General features: G+C 71.0%; 14 protein-coding genes. 9 read left to right on the top strand and 5 right to left on the bottom strand.

Annotation, left to right across the window (positions count from 1 at the left end; all coding sequences use genetic code 11):
* Nucleotides 1-71: 71 nt before the first annotated feature.
* Nucleotides 72-722 carry an alpha-ketoglutarate-dependent dioxygenase AlkB family protein gene (locus D473_RS0121915; RefSeq protein WP_017611186.1) on the bottom strand — a complete coding sequence of 217 codons (651 nt, stop codon included), beginning with the start codon at nt 720-722 and terminating at the stop codon, nt 72-74.
* A 61-nt stretch (nt 723-783) separates the two neighbouring features.
* The gene (locus D473_RS0121910) at nt 784-2,586 is read right to left on the bottom strand and encodes a hypothetical protein (RefSeq protein WP_026127191.1); all 1,803 of its coding nucleotides are present in this window, start codon (nt 2,584-2,586) and stop codon (nt 784-786) included.
* A gap of 141 nt (nt 2,587-2,727) precedes the next feature.
* On the opposite strand from D473_RS0121910, the gene D473_RS0121905 reads away from it, so the two are divergent.
* Both D473_RS0121905 and D473_RS0121900 read left to right on the top strand, forming a co-directional pair.
* Nucleotides 2,728-3,153 (top strand): hypothetical protein, encoded by a 426-nt coding sequence (locus tag D473_RS0121905; protein ID WP_017611184.1) that lies wholly within the window; start codon nt 2,728-2,730, stop codon nt 3,151-3,153.
* On the top strand, nt 3,150-3,470 hold the full coding sequence (locus D473_RS0121900) for a winged helix-turn-helix domain-containing protein (protein ID WP_033353806.1): 321 nt from the start codon (nt 3,150-3,152) through the stop codon (nt 3,468-3,470). Before D473_RS0121905 ends, D473_RS0121900 begins: the two co-directional genes overlap by 4 nt.
* Before the next feature lie 20 nt (nt 3,471-3,490).
* Here D473_RS0121900 and D473_RS0121895 read toward each other — a convergent pair whose 3' ends face one another.
* Complete coding sequence (locus D473_RS0121895) at nt 3,491-4,570, bottom strand: EamA family transporter (RefSeq protein WP_017611182.1); 1,080 nt, start codon at nt 4,568-4,570, stop codon at nt 3,491-3,493.
* Nucleotides 4,571-4,641: 71 nt separating this feature from the next.
* On the opposite strand from D473_RS0121895, the gene D473_RS0121890 reads away from it, so the two are divergent.
* Entirely contained in the window at nt 4,642-5,568 is a 927-nt protein-coding gene (locus D473_RS0121890) for a LysR family transcriptional regulator (protein WP_017611181.1), read from the top strand.
* 2 nt (nt 5,569-5,570) lie between these two features.
* Here the strand turns inward: D473_RS0121890 and D473_RS0121885 are convergent, their stop codons facing one another.
* Entirely contained in the window at nt 5,571-6,500 is a 930-nt protein-coding gene (locus tag D473_RS0121885; RefSeq protein WP_017611180.1) for a LysR family transcriptional regulator, read from the bottom strand.
* A gap of 332 nt (nt 6,501-6,832) precedes the next feature.
* Here D473_RS0121885 and D473_RS0121880 point away from each other — a divergent pair, with 332 nt between their 5' ends.
* The 3 genes from D473_RS0121880 to D473_RS0121870 all read left to right on the top strand — a co-directional run bounded on the left by D473_RS0121880 (nt 6,833) and on the right by D473_RS0121870 (nt 10,889).
* On the top strand, nt 6,833-7,375 hold the full coding sequence (locus D473_RS0121880; RefSeq protein ID WP_017611179.1) for a GNAT family N-acetyltransferase: 543 nt from the start codon (nt 6,833-6,835) through the stop codon (nt 7,373-7,375).
* A gap of 128 nt (nt 7,376-7,503) precedes the next feature.
* Nucleotides 7,504-8,730 carry a coiled-coil domain-containing protein gene (locus D473_RS0121875; RefSeq protein ID WP_017611178.1) on the top strand — a complete coding sequence of 409 codons (1,227 nt, stop codon included), beginning with the start codon at nt 7,504-7,506 and terminating at the stop codon, nt 8,728-8,730.
* An 80-nt stretch (nt 8,731-8,810) separates the two neighbouring features.
* A complete protein-coding gene (locus tag D473_RS0121870) occupies nt 8,811-10,889 on the top strand; it encodes an FUSC family protein (protein WP_026127190.1) in 2,079 nt (692 codons plus the stop codon).
* Between the two features lie 31 nt (nt 10,890-10,920).
* Here the strand turns inward: D473_RS0121870 and D473_RS0121865 are convergent, their stop codons facing one another.
* A complete protein-coding gene (locus D473_RS0121865) occupies nt 10,921-11,574 on the bottom strand; it encodes a cyclase family protein (RefSeq protein ID WP_017611176.1) in 654 nt (217 codons plus the stop codon).
* A 211-nt stretch (nt 11,575-11,785) separates the two neighbouring features.
* On the opposite strand from D473_RS0121865, the gene D473_RS0121860 reads away from it, so the two are divergent.
* The 3 genes from D473_RS0121860 (at nt 11,786) to D473_RS28260 (ending at nt 17,980) form a co-directional block, all read left to right on the top strand.
* Complete coding sequence (locus D473_RS0121860) at nt 11,786-12,475, top strand: lysophospholipid acyltransferase family protein (RefSeq protein ID WP_017611175.1); 690 nt, start codon at nt 11,786-11,788, stop codon at nt 12,473-12,475.
* 289 nt (nt 12,476-12,764) lie between these two features.
* Nucleotides 12,765-14,111: an FAD-dependent oxidoreductase gene (locus tag D473_RS0121855; protein WP_017611174.1), complete on the top strand. Its 1,347-nt coding sequence runs from the start codon at nt 12,765-12,767 to the stop codon at nt 14,109-14,111.
* Nucleotides 14,112-14,875: 764 nt separating this feature from the next.
* Nucleotides 14,876-17,980, top strand: coding sequence for a penicillin-binding transpeptidase domain-containing protein (locus tag D473_RS28260; protein ID WP_017611173.1), 3,105 nt, complete (start codon nt 14,876-14,878; stop codon nt 17,978-17,980).
* The last annotated feature ends 79 nt before the right edge of the window (nt 17,981-18,059 follow it).

Raw genomic sequence — 18,059 nt, 5'->3', positions numbered from 1 at the left:
TCGGCTCGTGACAGCTCGATCTTCGCCCGTGCGTGAGCGGCTCGCCGGGGGCCGACACGCAGGCAGGAGGTTCACGGGCGACCCAGGGCCCGCAGCGTGATGTTGAGGCGTCCGCGGAGGCCGAGCCAGGAGGGCGCGGTGTCGGGGCGGGTGCGGGGCACCCCGTGGTAGGCCATGCGCGCGGAGCCGCCGAAGACGAAGAGGTCGCCGCTGCGCAGTTCCACGTCGGTGTAGGGGCGGGTGCGGGTCTCGGTGTTGCCGAAGCGGAACACGCAGGTGTCGCCGAGGCTGAGGGAGATCACGGGCATGTCGGCGTGTTCGTCCTTGTCCTGGTGCATACCCATGCGCGCGTCGGCGTCGTAGAAGTTGACCAGGGCGATGTCGTAGGGCGGGTCCTCCTCGGCGGCGGGCCGTCCGAGGGCCGCGGTCAGGGCCCGGTCGGCCAGTTCGGACAGCAGCTCGGGGAAGGGCCGGACGGGTGTGCCGTCAGGCAGGCGATCACTGTAGGAGTAGGGCCGCCAGAACCATCCCAGGCTGGTCGTCGACACGCTCATGCGGCCACCGCGCGGCATGGTGTGGTGGCGTGTGCCCGCCGGTCCGCGCGCCCAGTCCCGGCAGCGCTCGAGGAGGGTGCGCTGGGTGGAGGCGTCGAGCCACCCGGGCACGTGCACGGCCCCGGGTGCCACGGTCACCGGCGGCGACCCGAACAGCGGCTCGTCCATGCCTTCAGGCTAACGCCGGTGTGTTCCGCCGGGCCGGAACGAGCGGCCCGGCGGAACACGGTCAGCGCCGGAAGAGGTCGCGGACGTTGACCACCAGCAGGACCACGACGACGATCCCCACGGGCACGGTGACGGCGATGCGCCAGTCGGCGACGAAGGCGGCCACCACCCCCGCGAGGAGACCGAGGACCACCGCCACGACCGCGATACCGATCAGGTACTGGCGGAACCTGCGGCGGGCGACGGCGTCGATGGCGGCGAAGGCGAGGACGACACCGAACATCGCGTACAGGGTCCACTGTCCGTCGAGCAGGAACAGCGTCAGTGCCAGCGACACCAGCAGAAGCGGGGTGCTCAGAGCCACCCACAGGTACTGGAACCGGTTGTGGCGCTGCTCGCCGGAGGCGTAGGGCGTGTGCGGGGTCTTGAGGTGGCCGGTGGGGTCGGGCACCAGCGGGGTGTCCGAGTCCAGGGCCCGCAGGTGGGACTCGCGCTCGTCGCAGGTCAGGACCTGGCGTTCGTAGAGGCGGGCGTGCTCTTCCTCCATCTCCTCCAGTTTTTCGCCGTACTCGCGGGCGAGCGGCCGGGAGTGCACCTCGCGGGCGAGGACCATCCGTGCGGAGTCGAGGCGGCGCATCTCGTCGCGCCCGCGCACGAGATCGGCGTCCAGTTCTTGGATGGTGCGGTCCAGGTCCTCGATGTGGGCGCGCAGTTGGGCACGGGCGGCCTCCTCGGTGGGGGCCACCTTCTGCAACCCGACCCAGGCCAGGGGATCGGCCCAGGAGCGGCGGACGGTGCCGTCGCGTTCGTAGCGGGGCCCGCTGGGTGCACGCTCGCCGTCGAAGAAGTCGCCGGTGTCGCGTCCCCACAGCCCGCGGTAGCCCCGCACCCAGGGGGTCTCGTCGTCGACGAGGACGGCGTTCCACTCGCGGTCGCCGCCGGGGCCGAGTTTGATGCCGTCGCCGCGGGCGTAGTCGACGAAGGGCACTCCGATGCCGTGGCGGTTGATGGCGCTGTCGGCTCGGAAGAGGCGCTGGGTGAGGCGGCGCCAGGCGCGTACGAGTCCGCGCAGGAACGAGGGATCGACCTGGATGAGGTAGTCGCCGGGCAGCATCTGGTGCGAGTGGGAGCCGGCTCCGACGTAGACACGCGGGTGGAGGCCCTCGCGGTGCAGGTCGGTGTCCTCCCAGCTGCGGCGCAGGTCGTCGCCGTGGTACTCGTGCGAGGAGGCGCCCACCCAGACGGGGCGGGTGGTGCCGTCGGGGTCTTCGGCCAGGTGGACGGTCACACGTTCCCAGTCGGCCTCGTGGTCGTTGACGCCGCCGTAGATGGTGCGCCAGTCGTTCATCGCGTAGAAGAACCAGTACTGCAGGACGATGTAGCCGCCCTCACGGGTGACCCGGCCGTAGTAGTGGGCGCGTCCGTCGTCGAGGCGTTCGCGGTAGCGGGTGACGGCAGCGTAGGTGACACCGCCGGGGACGGTCCCGCGCACGAGCAGGGACAGCTTCATGAGAATGTCGAGGACCCTGCCCAGGACACCGACGGCGACCAGGCGGCCGCTCTTGGGGATGACCGAGCGCGCGATGCCCTTGAAGCGGCGGACCTCCTCACGGAGGGTGTCCTCCTGCACGAACCGCAGGTGCTTGTAGCTGCGCGGCCACTCCTCCTCCGCCCGTGAGAGGCGGTCGAGAGTGAGTTCGCCGGCCGGGACGGCGAGGCGTTCGCGGCCGTTGGGTTCCTCGGTCCAAAGGCTGCAGTTACGGACGTAGGACTCCACGTCGGCGGGGAAGAACAGTTCCCCTTTGGTGTACACGAGCACCGGTTCATGGGCGCGCAGGAGTTCGAGGTCAGTTGGGGACGGCATGATCGCACCAAGCTAGTACATGCGGATGTGGACGCGTGATCAGTAACGGCGCGGGGGCTCGGCGAGTTCCCGCGCCGGCAAGCAGTTGCCGAGTACTCAGACCGGTGCCACTCTGGCATCACGTGAAGCGGAGGGGGTTCCATGCGGGAGGACGAGGCACGCCGGGCCCTGGATCGGGCGAACGCGCTGGGCGACCGGGTGCGCGGGGGCGGACGGTGGTTGGCCCTCTACTGCGCGGTCTTCGGTGTGGGGACCCTGAGTGTGGTCCTGACCACGGGCATGGCCTCGCACGGTCCGCTGCGTACCGCGGTCATGGCCGTGTTCGGGCTCATGGTGCTGGTTCTGGTGGTGTGGGCAGCGACGCGTCCGGTGAGCCCCCGGCGGTTCGGGTGGCTGCACACGGCGATGATCCTGGGGTGGGCGGTGCTGTACTCCGTGGCGCTCCTGGTGGGCCGGAATTTCTTCCCCGGCGAGCCGGCCTGGTGGGTACCGATGGCCGTTGCCACCGCGCTGCCGCCGTGGGCGCTGACGGTGTACACGCTGCGCACGGCCGGGAGGCAGCGGTGAGGCACCCGCGTTCGCGCTTGGACGAGACCATCCACTCCCCCGTCCGGTTCTCGGTGATGGCGGCGTTGGCCGCCGCCGACCAGGCCGAGTTCCGGTTCGTGCGCGATGCGGTGGAGGTCTCGGACTCGGCGTTGTCCAAGCAGGTCTCGGTGTTGGAGAACGCCGGTTACGTGAAGGTCGGCAAGTTCGCGGTGGGCCGGCGCACCCGTACTTCGCTGAGCCTGACGTCCGAGGGCCGGGCCGCTTTCCAGGCGCATGTGCGGGCTCTGAGGGAGATCGCCGAGGGGACCGGAGCGGCGGCCCCCGACGACGCTTAGCCGGCGAGGCCTCGCCCCCGTCAGCCTCTGGACAGTACCTGGCCGGAGGGCGGAACGGACTCGGACGCAGTCACGGGTGTGTGCGGGTGCCCGTCCGCACCGTCGGAGGGGCGGGCCCCGGGGGCGCTGCCCTCCGGCCCCGGTCCGGCACCGGTGTCTCGGCGCCGGACCGCACGGCGCACGGCTGGGCGGCGCACGGCTGGGCGGCGCACGGCTGGGCGGTCGGAACGGTCACCGCGTGCGGCTCCGATCCCGGCGATCACGACCAGGGCCATACCGAGGACCTGGACGGCGACCGGGGTCTGGCCGATGAGGAGCATGCCCATGAGCAGGGCGACGGCCGGTTCGAGGCTGGAGAAGGTGCTGAAGGCCGTGCGGCTCATGCGCTGCAGGGCGACCATCTCCAGCAGGAACGGGAGCATCGGGAACAGCAGCGCGATGAGCAGGGTGAGAGCGATCAGCTGCGGGTTCGGGTCCATGACCGCTCCCGGTGCACCCAGGGGCGCGGTGACCGCGGCGCCGACGACCATCGACAGCGCCAGGCCGTGCACGGCGCCGAACCCGGCGCCCACCCGCTGGGTCAGGACGATGTAGCCGACCACGCACAGGGCGCCGGCGAGGGCGAAACCGATGCCGGCCAGGTCGAGCTCGCCCTGCCAGGGGCGGGTGAGGCAGAGGACCCCGGCCACTGCGGCGACGATCCAGACGAGTTCGCGCCGGCGCCGCATGGCCAGGACGGCGACCACGAGGGTGCCGAGGAACTCGATGGAGGTGGCGGTGCCGAGTTCGATGCGCGCCGTCGCCTCGGAGTAGAAGAGCATCATCCCCGCGCTCGCTGTGCCCAGGATCACCACGGAACCGAGCTCACGCGGGCTCGCCGCACGCACCGCGCGCCACAGGGACGGGCCGCCGAGGGCCACCAGGAGCAGGGCGGCCCAAGTCAGTCGCATCCAGGTGACGGTCGCGGGGGCGGCGGCCTCGAAGGCGTGCACGGTCATCGCGCTGCCGGTGTGCAGGGCGAACATGCCGATGAGCAGCATGAGGGGCGCCGGCACCCCGAATCGGGCACGGCTCAGCGAGGGAAGGGAGGAGAGGATCACCCGACCATTGCATCCACGCCCTCCGTTTCTGTCCAGGGAGCTGTGGTTGATGGACCGTGTAGTTTCAGTGGATGGATTTCACACGGCTGCGCCTGCTGGTCGAACTCGGGCGTCTGGGCACGATGGCGGCGGTGTCCGAGGTCACAGGGATGAGCACGTCGGCGGTGTCCAAACACTTCGCCGTGCTCGAGCGTGAGACGGGGGTCCCGTTGATCGCCCCGGACGGCCGGCGGGTGCGGCTGACCCCGGCGGGGCGGCGCCTGGCCGAACACGCGGTGGGGATCCTGGCGCGGGTGGAGGCCGCACGGGCCGAGTTCGAGGGTGAGGGCGAACCTGAGGGCCGCGTCCACCTGGTCATGTACACCAGCGCGGCACCCCTGGTGTTGCCCGCGGTGCGGCGTCTGCGCGAGGACCATCCCGGCATCGAGGTCGATCTGACCGAGTACGAGTCGGAGCAGGCCCTGGACCTGCTGCAGGAGGGCGGCGCCGACCTCGGGGTGGTGTACCAGTACAGCCTGCTCCCCCGAATTTTCCCGGAGACCCTGACGGTGCGCCCGATCGGCACGGAGGAGCTGTTGTTGTCCCAACCCTCGGCGGGCGCCGACAGCCGCACGCTCACGCGGCGGCGCCTGCGCGAGCACGCGGACGCGTCCTGGATCGCGAGTCCGTTCCGGCGTGATGAGGACGCTCTGGTGCAGCGGATGTGCGCCGATGCCGGGTTCACCCCGCGCCTGGTGCACCGCATCGACAACTTGGCCCTGATCGAGGACCTGGTGGCGGCCGGGTTGGCGGTGGCGGTGGTGCCGCGGTTGGCGGCCACGACCCGGCGCGGTGTGGCACACGCGCCGGTGGGTGAGCTGGGCGGTGTGCGCCAGATCTATCTGGCCGGGCGTACCGGCGGCTGGGCGTGGAAACCGATCCGGGTGACCGCCCGTTACCTGCACGAGTCGGCCCGCTCCGTGTTGGAGGACGTTCCTGATCTGCCCTGGGAGGGCTGAGGTCAGCCGGCGACGGCGAAGGGGCCCACGGAGGGCACGGGGACCTTGCTGGCGGCCTCGCGCACGGCGGTGATCAGGGGCTCGGCTCCGGCCCCGGCGCGGGTGAGGGCGACGATGTGGCGGCGCGCGGTCTCGCCCACCCCTCGCACGACCACGTTCGGCGGGTTGTGTCCGGTCCAGGCCAGGCGGGGCATGAGGGCGATGCCCAGGCCCGCGCGCACGAGGGCGAAGACGGCGCTGAAGTCGTCGACGGTGTGGGCCACACGCGGTTGGAACCCGGCCTGGCTGGTCGCACCGGTGACGCAGGAGTGCCAGGCGGTGCCGGGGGCGGACATGATCCAGTCCTCCCCGGCCAGGTCCTCGGCCAGGTGCAGGTCGGTGCGGGTGGCGAGGGGATGCTGGTAGGGCAGGATCGCGTCGAAGAGCTCCACCATGACCGGCTCGGTCCGGAACTCGGGGTCACCGGCCGGGGGCATGTGGGAGGTGGACATGGTGAGGGCGATGTCGAGGCGTCCGTCGCGGACCATCTCGGTGCTCGCCTCGGGTTCGGCCTGCACGACCTCGAAGCTCCAGCCGGGGTGGCTCTCGCGCAGGCGCGCCAGGGCGGGGGCGATCAGATCGCTGATGCCGGTGGAGAAGGCACCCACTCGTACGACACCGCGGTCGCCTGCGGAGTAGGCGTGCAGGTCTGCGGTGGCGCGTTCCATCTCGGCGAAGATGACGTGGGCCCGTTCCAACAGGACCCGTCCGGCACCGGTGAGCAGGAAGCGGCGGTCATGGCGTTCGACGAGGGCGACGCCGGCCTCCTTGGCGAGGGAAGCGAGTTGTTGGGACACCGCCGACGGTGTGACGCGGAGTGCCTCTGCTGTTCCAGCGACGGTGCGGTGCTGGTCGAGGGCTTGGAGGAGCTGCAACCGCCGAAGGTCGATCATGCTCTCCAACTTAGGACAGAACATGCAGGTTTCGGCGTACTTTCGGCCGTGTTGAGTGGTTTCGGGGCGTGATCCGGTACACACTGGAACACAGAGGGTCACCGCGATCGAACCCTCCGACGCCACCCCTCCGCCAGCCAGAAGGAAAGAACCAGACTTCTTTCATTACAGAGATCTCTTGCGCGAGTTTTCTCATGTTGCACCTACAGGGGCGCAGGCCCGCACGTACAGTCAGAGGCACAGCTCAACCACCGGGCACTCGGGACCTCGGACCCCGGATGCCGCCACCTCACGCTGCTGGAACGGGTGAGAAGAAAATGCAAACTTCGCTGATGACCAAACCTCGGCCGTCCGACCTGGGTGTCCTCGGTTTCCGGTACCTGGGCTCCCACGAGGTGGAAGAACTCGCGGACCTGTGGGGCGCGCTCCACCAGCGGCACACCGTGACCGCCCCGCACCTGCAGGAGATCATCGGCACGATGAGCCTGGAGGAGTCCTGGCGGCGCCGCCGCGCCCAGTACCTGCAGTGGCTGCGCGACCCCGGCACCATGGCCATCCTCGCCGAGCACGACGGCGACCTGGCCGGCTACGCGATGGTCACCATCCGCGACAACGCCCTCGGCAGTTGGGACCGCGGCGACCGGGTGGCCGTCGTCCAGACCTTCGCCATCGACCCGGAGTACACCGGCACCGGTGTGGGTTCCAAGCTCCTGGAAGAGATGCGGAACCAGCTCGGCTCGTCGGGCGTCCGCGACATCGAGTTCTCGGCGCTGGCCACCTCCTCCGAGGACATCGGATTCCTCGAGGAGGAGGGGTTCCAGCCCCTCACGACCACCATGGTCTGTCGCGTGGGCGGGCTCGGCGCCCACGACTGAAGCGGGTGCACGACCGCATCGGCGACAACGGTTGAGCGAGCCCCCGGCCCCTCGGGTCGGGGGCTCCCCCGTGGTGGGGCCCGACACACCCGGGCACACCGGCGCGGTGAGGCGCTACCCTCTGCCCCGTGGCCTCCTCCGATTCCAACACCTGCACCTTCCCCGGATGCGACCGCCCCGTCCCCCGGTCCTCCTCCCCCGGGCGCCCGCCCCAGTACTGCGAACTGCCTGAGCACACCCGGTGGCGTGCTTGGAAGGAGCGCCAGCGCCAGGCACAGGAGGCCGAACGCGCGAGCGCCGAGCACACCGGGGAGAGCGAGCAGGGCACGGCACCGCCCTCCCCCGGCGCCGCTCCCGCCGGCGGCCGGGGTGAGCCGGTCACCGCGGCACGGTTGCGCGCCGACGACCTGCTCACCCGTTTCGCGGTACAGAGCGAACAGCTGGAGGCCACCCTGAGTTCGGCCACCGAGGCGTTCGCCACCATGACCGACCCGGGCGCCGCAGAGGCCCAGGTCGAGGCAGCCCGTGTCGAGGGCGCCCGGCAGGTCGCCGAGGCCGACGCAGCCCGTCTGGAGGCGGAGAACCGGCGCAGGGAGGCCGAAACGGCCCGGCGCAGCGCCGAGAAGGCCGCCGCTGCCGCGGTCGAGGCCACCCAGGAGGCCGAACGTATGGCTCAGGAGGCCATCGACCGCCGTGACGGCGCCGAGGCCGAACGCGACCGGTACGCTCGGGAACACCAACGGGCCGTGACCGAACGCGATGCGGCCGTGGCCGAGGCCAACGCGGGTCTGGCCGCCGCCGAACGGCGCCTGGCCGAGCAGAACGAGCGCGCCCGGGCGGAGTTGGCTCACGAGCGTTCGGAGTCAGAACGCCGCTCGGCCCTGGCTCGCGAGGAGATCGCGCAGCTGCGCCGTGAACGCGACGAGCACGCCCGACGTGCCGACGAGGCCGAACGGTCCGAGCATCAGGCCCGGGATCGGAGCGAGCGTGCCGAGGAGCGCACACGGACCGCCGAGCAGACCCTGGACGGGGAACGCACCCGCCTGGGCGCCGAGCTGGAGCGCACCCGTGACCAGCGCGAGAGTGAGGCCGCGGCAGCCGCGGCCGAGCGTGAGCGGCTCATGGCCGAGGTCGGCCGGCTCACCGGTGAGCGCGACCGTCTGGCCGGAGAGCTCGACAAACAGCGCCACAACGCCGAGGTCACGCTGTCCGAGTCCCGGGAAGCGGCCGCGGCCCGGTTGTCGGTCCTGCAGCAGGAACGCGACCATGCGGTGGAACGGGCCGAGCGGGCCGAGGCCGAACGCGGTGGCGCACGCGCGCACACCGACGAGGACACCAACCACCAGGAGCGATGAGCACCGATCGTCCCCCGCGGGGACCGATCTCTAGGATGGAGACCGTGCGAGATCTGGGAACCACTGGCAACACCGGCCCCATGGACCTGGGGGGTTCCCAGGACGAGGGCCCCAAACGTGTGGAGGTGGCCGAACGACCCCGCCACAGGGTCGACCTGAAGGCGCTCTTCGGGATGGAGCCCGGGACCCCCTGGGCGTGGGCCACCGCGGTGCGGGCCGCCGTCGCGATGATCGCCTCCTTCAGCCTGGTCGCGTTGCTGATCGACCCCCGCCTGGCCACCCTCGCGGCCCTGGGCTCGATGAGCGTCCTGTACGAGAGGAAGACCCCCTACGCCTACCGGTCGGCCGCGCTGGCCCTCGTGGGGCTCGGGTTCGTGGCTGCGGTGACCCTCGGGTCGCTGTCCTCGGCGTTCTCACCATGGGCGGCGGTCTTCGCCATCGGGCTGACCGCGGGGCTGGCGACGTGGTTGTGTGCCGCCTGGCGGGTGGACAAACCGGGGCCGATCTTCTTCGTCCTGGTGAGCACCATCTCCACGATCGTCCCGGGCGGACCGGCCGACGTGCCCCTGCACGCGGGGGTGGCCACCCTGGGTGCGGCCGTGGGCTGGTGTGTGTCGATGTCGGGGGCCGTGCGGGCCCGGCACCCCGAGTACAAGGCGGTCTCGGAGGCCTTCCGCCAGCTGGGCGAGCTCCTGCGGGCGGTGGGCTCCCCCGACCTGGATCACGCCCAGCACCGGGCCTCGGTCGCGGTGGCCGAGGCCTGGCGGATCGTGCTGCTGGCACAGACCCGCGGCTACCGGGGCACCCCCGAGGCGGCCCGGCTCCGGTCGCTGCTGCGTTGGGTCTCCGACATCCACCTGGCGACCTCGCAGGTGTGCATGGCCCGCAACGAACCGTTGCCGGACGCGGCCGCCGACTTCGCCGACCGCATGATCGCAGCCGTGGCCGAACCCTCGCTGTCCCCCGACCCGGCCGATCTGGACGAACTGCGGCGCGGTCTGCGCCCCCGGGCCCTGGAGGCCCGGGTCTACAACCTGCTGGGCCGCGCCGCGGTGGCGGCCCGGCGTACCCCCGACGAGGCCGACCGGGAGGACGAACGCGGCAGCCGCCTGCACGACGAACGTTATCCGGCCCTGTGGGGGGCGTTGCGCTCCAGCCTGACGAAACAGTCGCTGATCCTGCCGACCGCGCTGCGCATGTGGATCACCGTGACCCTGGCCGGTGTGCTGGGTCTGTGGATCGGTCTGGACCACTACTACTGGGTGGCGCTGACCACCACCTCGGTGCTGCAGGGCGGCAACGTCGTGCTGACCCTGAACCGGTCGTTGCAGCGTTCGCTCGGCACGATGCTGGGTGTGCTCGTCGGCGCGCTCCTGCTCACCCAGGAACTTCCGCTGGCCGCGGTCGTGGTCCTCGCGGGCCTCTTCCAGGGGCTGACCCAGCTGGTGGTGGGGCGCAACTTCTTCTACGGGTCGGTCACGCTGACCCCGATGGCGCTGCTGCTGGCCTACACAGCGGTGCCCTACCCCATCGAACAACTCGCGCAGTCGCGCATCATCGACACCGTGGTCGGCTCGCTCCTGGGCCTGGCGGGGGCGCTGCTGTTGTGGCGGCGCACCTCGGCCACCCGGTTGCCGCAGACGATCACCAAGGTGCTGGAGACCGCGCGCCCGTGTGTGGTGGAGATGCTCGACCAGGACGTGCACATGTCATCGCAACGCCGCTACGAACTGCGCCGGGACATGCGGGCGGCGCTGGTGAGCCTGCGCGGTGTCTACAACAGCGCCGTGGGTGACCTGCCCCGGGCCCGTGCCACCCGCCCGTTGTGGCCGGTGGTGGTGGCCACTCAGCGCACCGGGTATCTGGCGCTGTCGGCTCTGCAGTTGGAGAACCCCGAACCGGTCGGCACGATCACGCTGCAACGGGTGGACCTGGCCTTCAGGGAGCTGATCGCCTCTATGGAGGAACGGCGTACCCCCCGGATGGGGGCTCTGCCGCGTCTGCCCGCCTACCCGCGGATCAACATGGAACTGCGGGCACTCTCCAGCGCGATGACCACGGCCGTGGCCCAGGATGAGCGGGCCGCGCAGAAGGAAGCCGAACGCCGGGCCCAACGCGAACGGCGCCGCGCCCAGAAGGACGTCGACGCCGATCTGTGAGTCCGCGCCCCGCCCGGGGCGGTCGCGGACCTCAGCCGACGACGGCGAAGGCGCGCACGGGGAAGGCCGCCATCCCGCGCACCTTGACGGGGACCGCGTGGAAACGGAATCCGTCGGTGGGCAGGCGGTCGAGCAGGCACAGGTGGCGCACGACCGGCACACCCGCCGAGAGCAGGAACCCCAGGGCGGGCCGGGCACCCTCGGCGGCGGGCGCGGTGCGGTCCACACCGGCGGCATCGATGCCCACGAGCGCGGCACCGCCCTCGACCAGGAGCTTGGCGGCGGCCTCCTCCAGGTAGGGGTGATCGGGGTCGTTGTAGCCGTCGGTGCGCCAGTGGCGGTCCCATCCGGTGCGCAGCAGGACCGCGCGGTCACGCACGTCCAGGCCCTGCAGGAGGCGGGTGTCGATCGGATGGCGGCCGGTGGCGTCCACGACGAGCCCGGGCAGGTCGGCCACACGTGCCAGGTCGAGGTCGGCCAGGTCGGCGCCGTCGCGGTAGCGGTGGGCGGGCATCTCGACGTAGGTCCCGGTGGCTCCGGCGAGGCTGACACGGCCGCCGGTGCCGCCGGCACCGAGCATGGGGTCGGTGCCGACCGAGCCCTCTTCGACGGCGGGGGCGGGGAGGCCGGGGCTGGTGGTCATCCCGTCGGTGATCTGGTGGCTGACGTCGACGAGTGTGGGCATGGCTGTCTTCCCCGTTTCACGAGCGCGGACCAAAGGTCTAGACCACCACCCTAAGGGTGTGTCCTCCGTCACGGGAGGTCTTGGGCACATCGATTCGTCAGGGCCTGTGACCCGAAGAGCCGGGCACGCAGCGATAGGATTCGGAACGGCCGGTGCCGGTTCCGGCCCTGCCCCCTCCCCACCACACAGAACGAGAAGGGTCGGTCTCATCGTGTCACTGTACGGAGCGGCCAAGTTCGTCGTCGCCCCCCTGAGCCGGGTCGCGTGGCCCCAGCGGGTGGAGGGCGTGCACCACGTTCCCGCGGACGGTCCGGTGATCCTGGCGTCCAACCATCTGGCCCTGATCGACCCGATCTTCGTCGGCACGGTCTGCCCCCGTCCTGTGCGTTTCATCGCCAAGCAGGAGCTGTTCGACGAGAGCACCCTGCCGCGCAAGGCGCTCTCGCGTCTGCTGCGCGCCCTCGGCCCGCTCTCGGTGGACCGCCGCCCCGGACAGAGCGCCCAAGAGGCCATGAACAACAGCGTGGAGGTCATCAAAGGCGGGGAGGTCTTCGGGATCTTCCCGGAGGGCACCCGCTCCCCCGACGGGCGTCTGCACAAGGGCCAGACCGGCCTTGCGTGGTTGGCGCTGACGACGGGCGCCCCCGTGGTGCCGATGGCGCTGTCCGGCACCGGGCGGATCCTGCCTCCCGGGCGCAAGGTCCCCTCGTTCAACCGGGTCGGTGTGCAGTTCGGCCCGCCCGTGGACCTGTCGCCCTGGTCGGGGCAGGCGCACCGGGCGCGCCCCCGGCGGGAGGCGACCGACGCGATCATGGCGGCGATCGCCAAGCTCTCCGGACAGGAACAGGTCCCGCGCTTCGCCGCCTCGGTCAAGGCCGAGCTCGAGCGCGGTCGGCAGTGACTTTCCCCATAGTCGCAAGAGGACTGATCACGCGCTGACCGCGTGTTGACCCGTGATCGAGGCCCTTCATCACCACCCCCGAGGGGCTTCGAACCCGCGGTGAGCAGGCTTTTCCCGTCGAAGCGGGGGCGACCCCGCCCGGGAGGGCCTCGCACGGGAACAGTATTTCCTACCTTTATAGTAGGCTTTCCGGCGCGTGATACCAGGTAGATTAGGCAAGCCTTACCTTTCGATGGCGTCCACTCTGGCGCGAAGACTTTGGAGCTGTGCGATGACGCGACCCCTGCGAGTGGGAATCGTTGGCGCAGGACCGGCCGGCATCTACGCCGCCGACCTGCTCACCAAGGACGAGACCCTGTCCGCGTGCGGCACGTCCGTCAGCATCGACATCCTCGACAAGATGCCCTCCCCCTACGGCCTGGTCCGTTACGGCGTCGCACCCGACCACCCGAGGATCAAGCAGATCCAAGGTGCTCTGCACAAGATCCTCGACAAACCCGAGATCACCTTCTACGGCAACGTCGAGTACGGCGTGGACCTCAAGCTCGAGGACCTGCACCGTCACTACGACGCCGTCATTTTCGCCACCGGCAGCGATCGGGACCGGCCCCTGGACGTGCCCGGTTCCGACCTGCCCGGCAGCCACGGCGCCGCCGACTTCGTCTTCTGGTACGACTCCCACCCCGACGTCTCCCCGTCCTGGCACGTGGAGGGCACCAGCGTCGCCGTGATCGGTGCCGGCAACGTCGCCGTCGACGTGGCCCGCATCCTGGCCAAGGACGCGGACGACCTGCTGCAGACCGACATCACCGACAACGTCTACGAAGGGCTGCGCGCCAAGCAGGTCACCGACGTTCACGTGTTCGCCCGCCGCGGCATCGCCCAGTGCAAGGCCACCCCGATGGAACTGCGCGAGCTCGACAAGCAGCCCGGCGTCGAAGTCATCGTCTACCCGGAGGACTTCGACCTGGACGAGGGCAGCCTGCAGGCCTGCGAAGAGTCCAACCAGGTCAAGACCAACGTCAAGGTGCTGCAGGACTGGGCGATCCGCGATGAGCGCGGAGACGCCAAGCGTCTGCACCTGCACTTCCTGCACAGCCCCGTGGAGATCCTCGGCGAGGACCGTGTGACCGGACTGCGCACCGAGCGCACCGAGCTGACCGGCGACGGCAACGTCAAGGGCACCGGGGAGTTCATCGACCACGAGGTCCAGGCGGTCTACCGCGCCATCGGCTACCTCGGATCCCCGCTGGCCGGGCTGCCCTTCGACGAGTCCCGCGGCGTGGTTCCCAACGAAGCGGGCCGGGTCCTGGACCTGGACGATCAGCCGGTCGAGGGGGTCTACGCCACCGGGTGGATCAAGCGCGGCCCCGTGGGCCTGATCGGCCACACCAAGGGCGACGCCCTGGAGACCGTCACCAATCTGGTCGCCGACCGCGGCTCCCTGGCCCCGGCGCCGGAACCGGAGACGGGATCCTTCCGCGACCTGCTGCGTGAGCGCGGCGTGGAGTACACCACGTGGGAGGGCTGGCAGCGCATCGAGGCCCGCGAGGAGGAGCTCGGTGCCGAGCGCGGCCGCAAGCGCCTCAAGATGCTCACCCGCGACGAACTGAACGGGGCCGCCCTGCAGTCCTAGGCCCTTCGGCCTCCCGGTCGCCCCGACCGAACCAAGCCCTGTCGGGCTTCCCGGCCGGTCCCGCGCCCCTCTGCGGGACCGGCCCCTTTTCACCCCGCGGAATCGGTGACATAGCGCATTCCGATCACTTGGAAATGCCGGAACAACGGGCGGTCGACATGAGTTAGAGTCACTGTTGGTCGGCGTGGTAGCAAGTGTCCCCCGGGCCTCAACTATTGCCTTCGCGGAATACCGCGTCCGGCCCCTCCTCCCGGGAGGGTGACCGTACGGTCCGGAGCCCCGTTGTGCCCTGCGCCGAGAGGCGACCGCCACGTCGGCCATCAACCTTGTGCCCCGCCCCCGCCTCCGGTGGGAGCGGGGCATCGTGGTTATCCAGGAGCACTGAACGAAGGACGGTCAGGCGTGGACGAACGGCCCCCCCGGCAGCCGGATTCCTCCGAGCCGCCCGAGGACTCCGCGGACACGGGCGCCGAGGCGCGCCCACCGAATCCGTACCGGATCCCTCAGCGGCCGCCGGAGAGCGAGCGCGAGGAAACGGGCGGTTTCAGCTACGAGCACCCCGCGCAGAAGGATGAGGATCCNACCCCGCCACGGACGCGTGGGACAACCCCTTCCGCAGCGGTGCCGCCGGCGGGTCCGAGAGCGGACCCGACACCCCGTGGGGTGCCCCCGTCCCCGGTGACGGCTCTTCCACCGCCACGAGTTCCGCCGAGGGCCCGGGCTCCGGGAACAGCTGGGACACCAGGACCCCGTGGGGCGCGCCCGTGCCGGACGAGGAGCCCCGTACTTCCGCCTTCGGTTCCGTCGGTGCACCCGAGGAGGCCCCGGGTTCGGAGGAGGACCGAGGGGATGCCTCCGGCGAGCACGACGCCGATGGCACGTGGGCGACCCCCGTCTCCGACGCCTCCCGGAGCACGGACCTTCCCGGGCCCGACAGCAGCTGGGGCGCCGACACGCGCGAGGACCGCAGCACCGGTGACGCATGGGACTTTCAGGGCGCGAGCGAGAGCTGGGGCGCCGGCGCCATGGGTGAGCCCCATGGCACGAGCCGCCCCTGGGCCTCGCCCGAGAGCCCCGATCGGCGCTACGACACCGGTGCCTCCGCCTGGGACCCCACCGGTCGGGCCGGTGACGACACCGGCCACTCCTGGGACGCAGGCACAGACACCGGCAGCACGTGGGACGACACGTGGAGCTCCGATCCCAGCAGCCACGACGCCTGGGGCACGGGCACCACGGGTGGTCCCCGTGGCACGGGCGAGGCATGGAGCGCCGACAGCGCCACAGGTTCCGGCCCGTACGAGGAGCATGGTCCCCGTGACACCTGGGGCACCTCCGGCGCCGAGCACGACGCCTGGGGCACCGGATCCGGGGACTCCTGGGGCTCCCCCTCCGGCGACGCGTGGGCAACACCCGCGTCCGAGGTCCCGCTGGGCGCAGACGCCCCCGGCCGGGGTCCCACCGCTGACGAGGACCAGTACTCCGGCTGGGGCACACCGTCCGGCGCGACCGGCGCCTGGGACCCCTCCGAGAGCTCCGGCGCACACGGCAGCGCCGCCCACACCCGGGGCCCGGAGCCCGGCGGCCACGACGCCTGGGGCACGGGTGCCGCCGACGCGGGCCACACCTGGGGTTCCGGGGCGCGCGACGAGCCTGGTGCCGCTGATACGTGGGGCGGTCCCGCACACGGAACCCACGATGCCTGGAACACCGGCCGCTCCTACGGCGAGGGCGGCGACGCCTGGGGCCGTCCCGGCCCTGAGGACCCGGGTCCCGGCACGGCCGCGTTCGGCTCGGTCGGCCACCCCGACGACGAGTACCAGTACGGAGCCGCGCACGGCGGCGGCTGGGGCGCCTGGGAGAACGAGAACGACGACGACCGGGGCTCCGGTCCGAACACCGCTTGGGAAACAGGCGCGGTGGGCGCCGCCGCATGGGGGACCTCCCCCTACGGCGAGAGCGGTGGCACCGGGTTCTACGGTGACGCCCACAGCGCAGACCCGGGCTGGGACGATCCCTACCGCGGCCGGCCCGCCTATCAGGGCGACACCCCCTATCCGGGCGATCCGGTCCAGCCCCCTGCCTCCGAGGGGGATGAGTACCTGTACGGCGGATCCCACAGCGGCGGTCACGACGGTTACGACGGATATGACGACCACGACGCCGACCACGGCGCGGCCCCGGACCCGGACGGCAAGCCCCGCGGCAAGTCCCGCAAGGGCCTGATCATCGGTGCATCGAGCGTGCTCGTGCTCGCATTGGTCGGCGGCGCCATCGGCTGGTACGTGTGGCAGATGCCCGAGCCCGAGGAAGCCACGGCCGCCTTCGCCTCGAGCTGGCAGGCCCAGGACTACGAGGCCCTGGCCCAAACCACCAGGGGCGACGACGCCGCCGAGATCCTCGGAGGTATCGACGCCGGGCTCGGTGTGGACTCCATCGACGTCGACGTCGGTCAGCCCTCCGTGGAGAGGGGCGAGGGCAGCGCCTCCTACGAGGTGACGGTCTCGCTGACCAACGCCGACGACTGGGGTTGGGAGGGGGAGCTCCCGCTGCTGCGCGAGGAGGGCCAATGGTGGATCGACTTCTCCCCCGAGGTCGCCTACCCCGGCCTGGGTGAGGGCGAGGTCCTGGCACGCACCGCGGTGTGGGGCGAACGCGGCCACATCCTGGCCGCCGACGGCTCCCGCCTGGACACCCCGGAGTCCTCGGGCTCACTGCAGATGATCACGGGTTCGCTGGGCGAGGCCGACGAGGACGACATCGAGCGGCTCGGCCCGGCCTACGACGTGGGCGACACCATCGGTGTGGACGGCCTGCAGAGGACCCACGAGGAACACCTGGCCGGTGAGGCGGCGACCACGATCGTGATGGTCGACGCCGAGGAGGCTCAGGACGAGGGTTCGGTGGAGGCCACCGAGGAGAACACCGTGGCGACCCTCGACGGCTCCGACGGCGAGGACATCACCACCAGCATCGACCCGAACGTGCAGAGCATCGCGGCGAGCGCGATCATGGCAGCCGACGACCCTGCGGGCATGGTGGCGTTGCGCCCGTCCTCGGGCGAGATCCTCGCTGCTGTGAACGTGCCCGGCGGGTTCAACCGTGCTTTCGAGGGCCAGTACCCGCCCGGTTCGGCGTTCAAGATCGTCAGTTACAGCGCGCTGCTCGACAGCGGCATGTCCACGGACGCGACGATGGACTGTCCCGAGGAGTACGACCTGGGCGGCTGGCCCTTCCGTAACGCCGGTCAGGCCGAGTACGGGGCGCAGTCGATGACCGAGGCGTTCGCGACCTCCTGCAACACCTCTCTCGTATCGGAGCTGGGAGACCGGGTCAGCGGCCAGCAGCTGCAGGCCAGCGCCGAGCAGTTCGGGATGACCCAGCCGCTGGACATCGGTGTGACCACGCATGAGCCGCTCTTTCCCCCCGTGGACAGTGCCACGATGCTGGGTTCGCAGGGCATCGGTCAGGGCCAGATCCTGACCTCGCCGCTGCACATGGCCACACTCCCGGCCGCGATCGCCGACGGTTCCTGGCGCCACCCGGTCCTGGTGAACGAGCCCGCACCCGCCGACCTTCCCGAGCCGACTCAGATCGCCAACGCCGAAGCCATCCGGCCGATGATGCGTGCGGTGGTCACCGACGGGACGGCCGAGGCGCTCAACTTCCAGGGTGAGGTCTTCGGCAAGACCGGTACGGCCGAGTTCGGCACCGCCGAGGACGCCGACGAGGACGACGAGCTGCCCAGCCACGCGTGGATGGTCGGTTACAAGGGCGATGTCGCCTTCGCCGTGGTCGTCGACGGTGGTGGCGGCGGTTCATCGGTGGCGGGCCCGCTGGCCGAGAGCTTTGCCAACGGACTGCGATAAGCCACAAAAACGGACGGAAGGCGCGCTTCCTCCACTACCAAGTTCCTCTCGGCACAAGTTCACTCCTCCCCGATGCGGG

The organism is Nocardiopsis xinjiangensis YIM 90004 (assembly GCF_000341145.1).
GTDB classification, from domain to species: domain Bacteria; phylum Actinomycetota; class Actinomycetes; order Streptosporangiales; family Streptosporangiaceae; genus Nocardiopsis; species Nocardiopsis xinjiangensis.
This window is presented reverse-complemented; position numbering and strand designations above follow the sequence as displayed.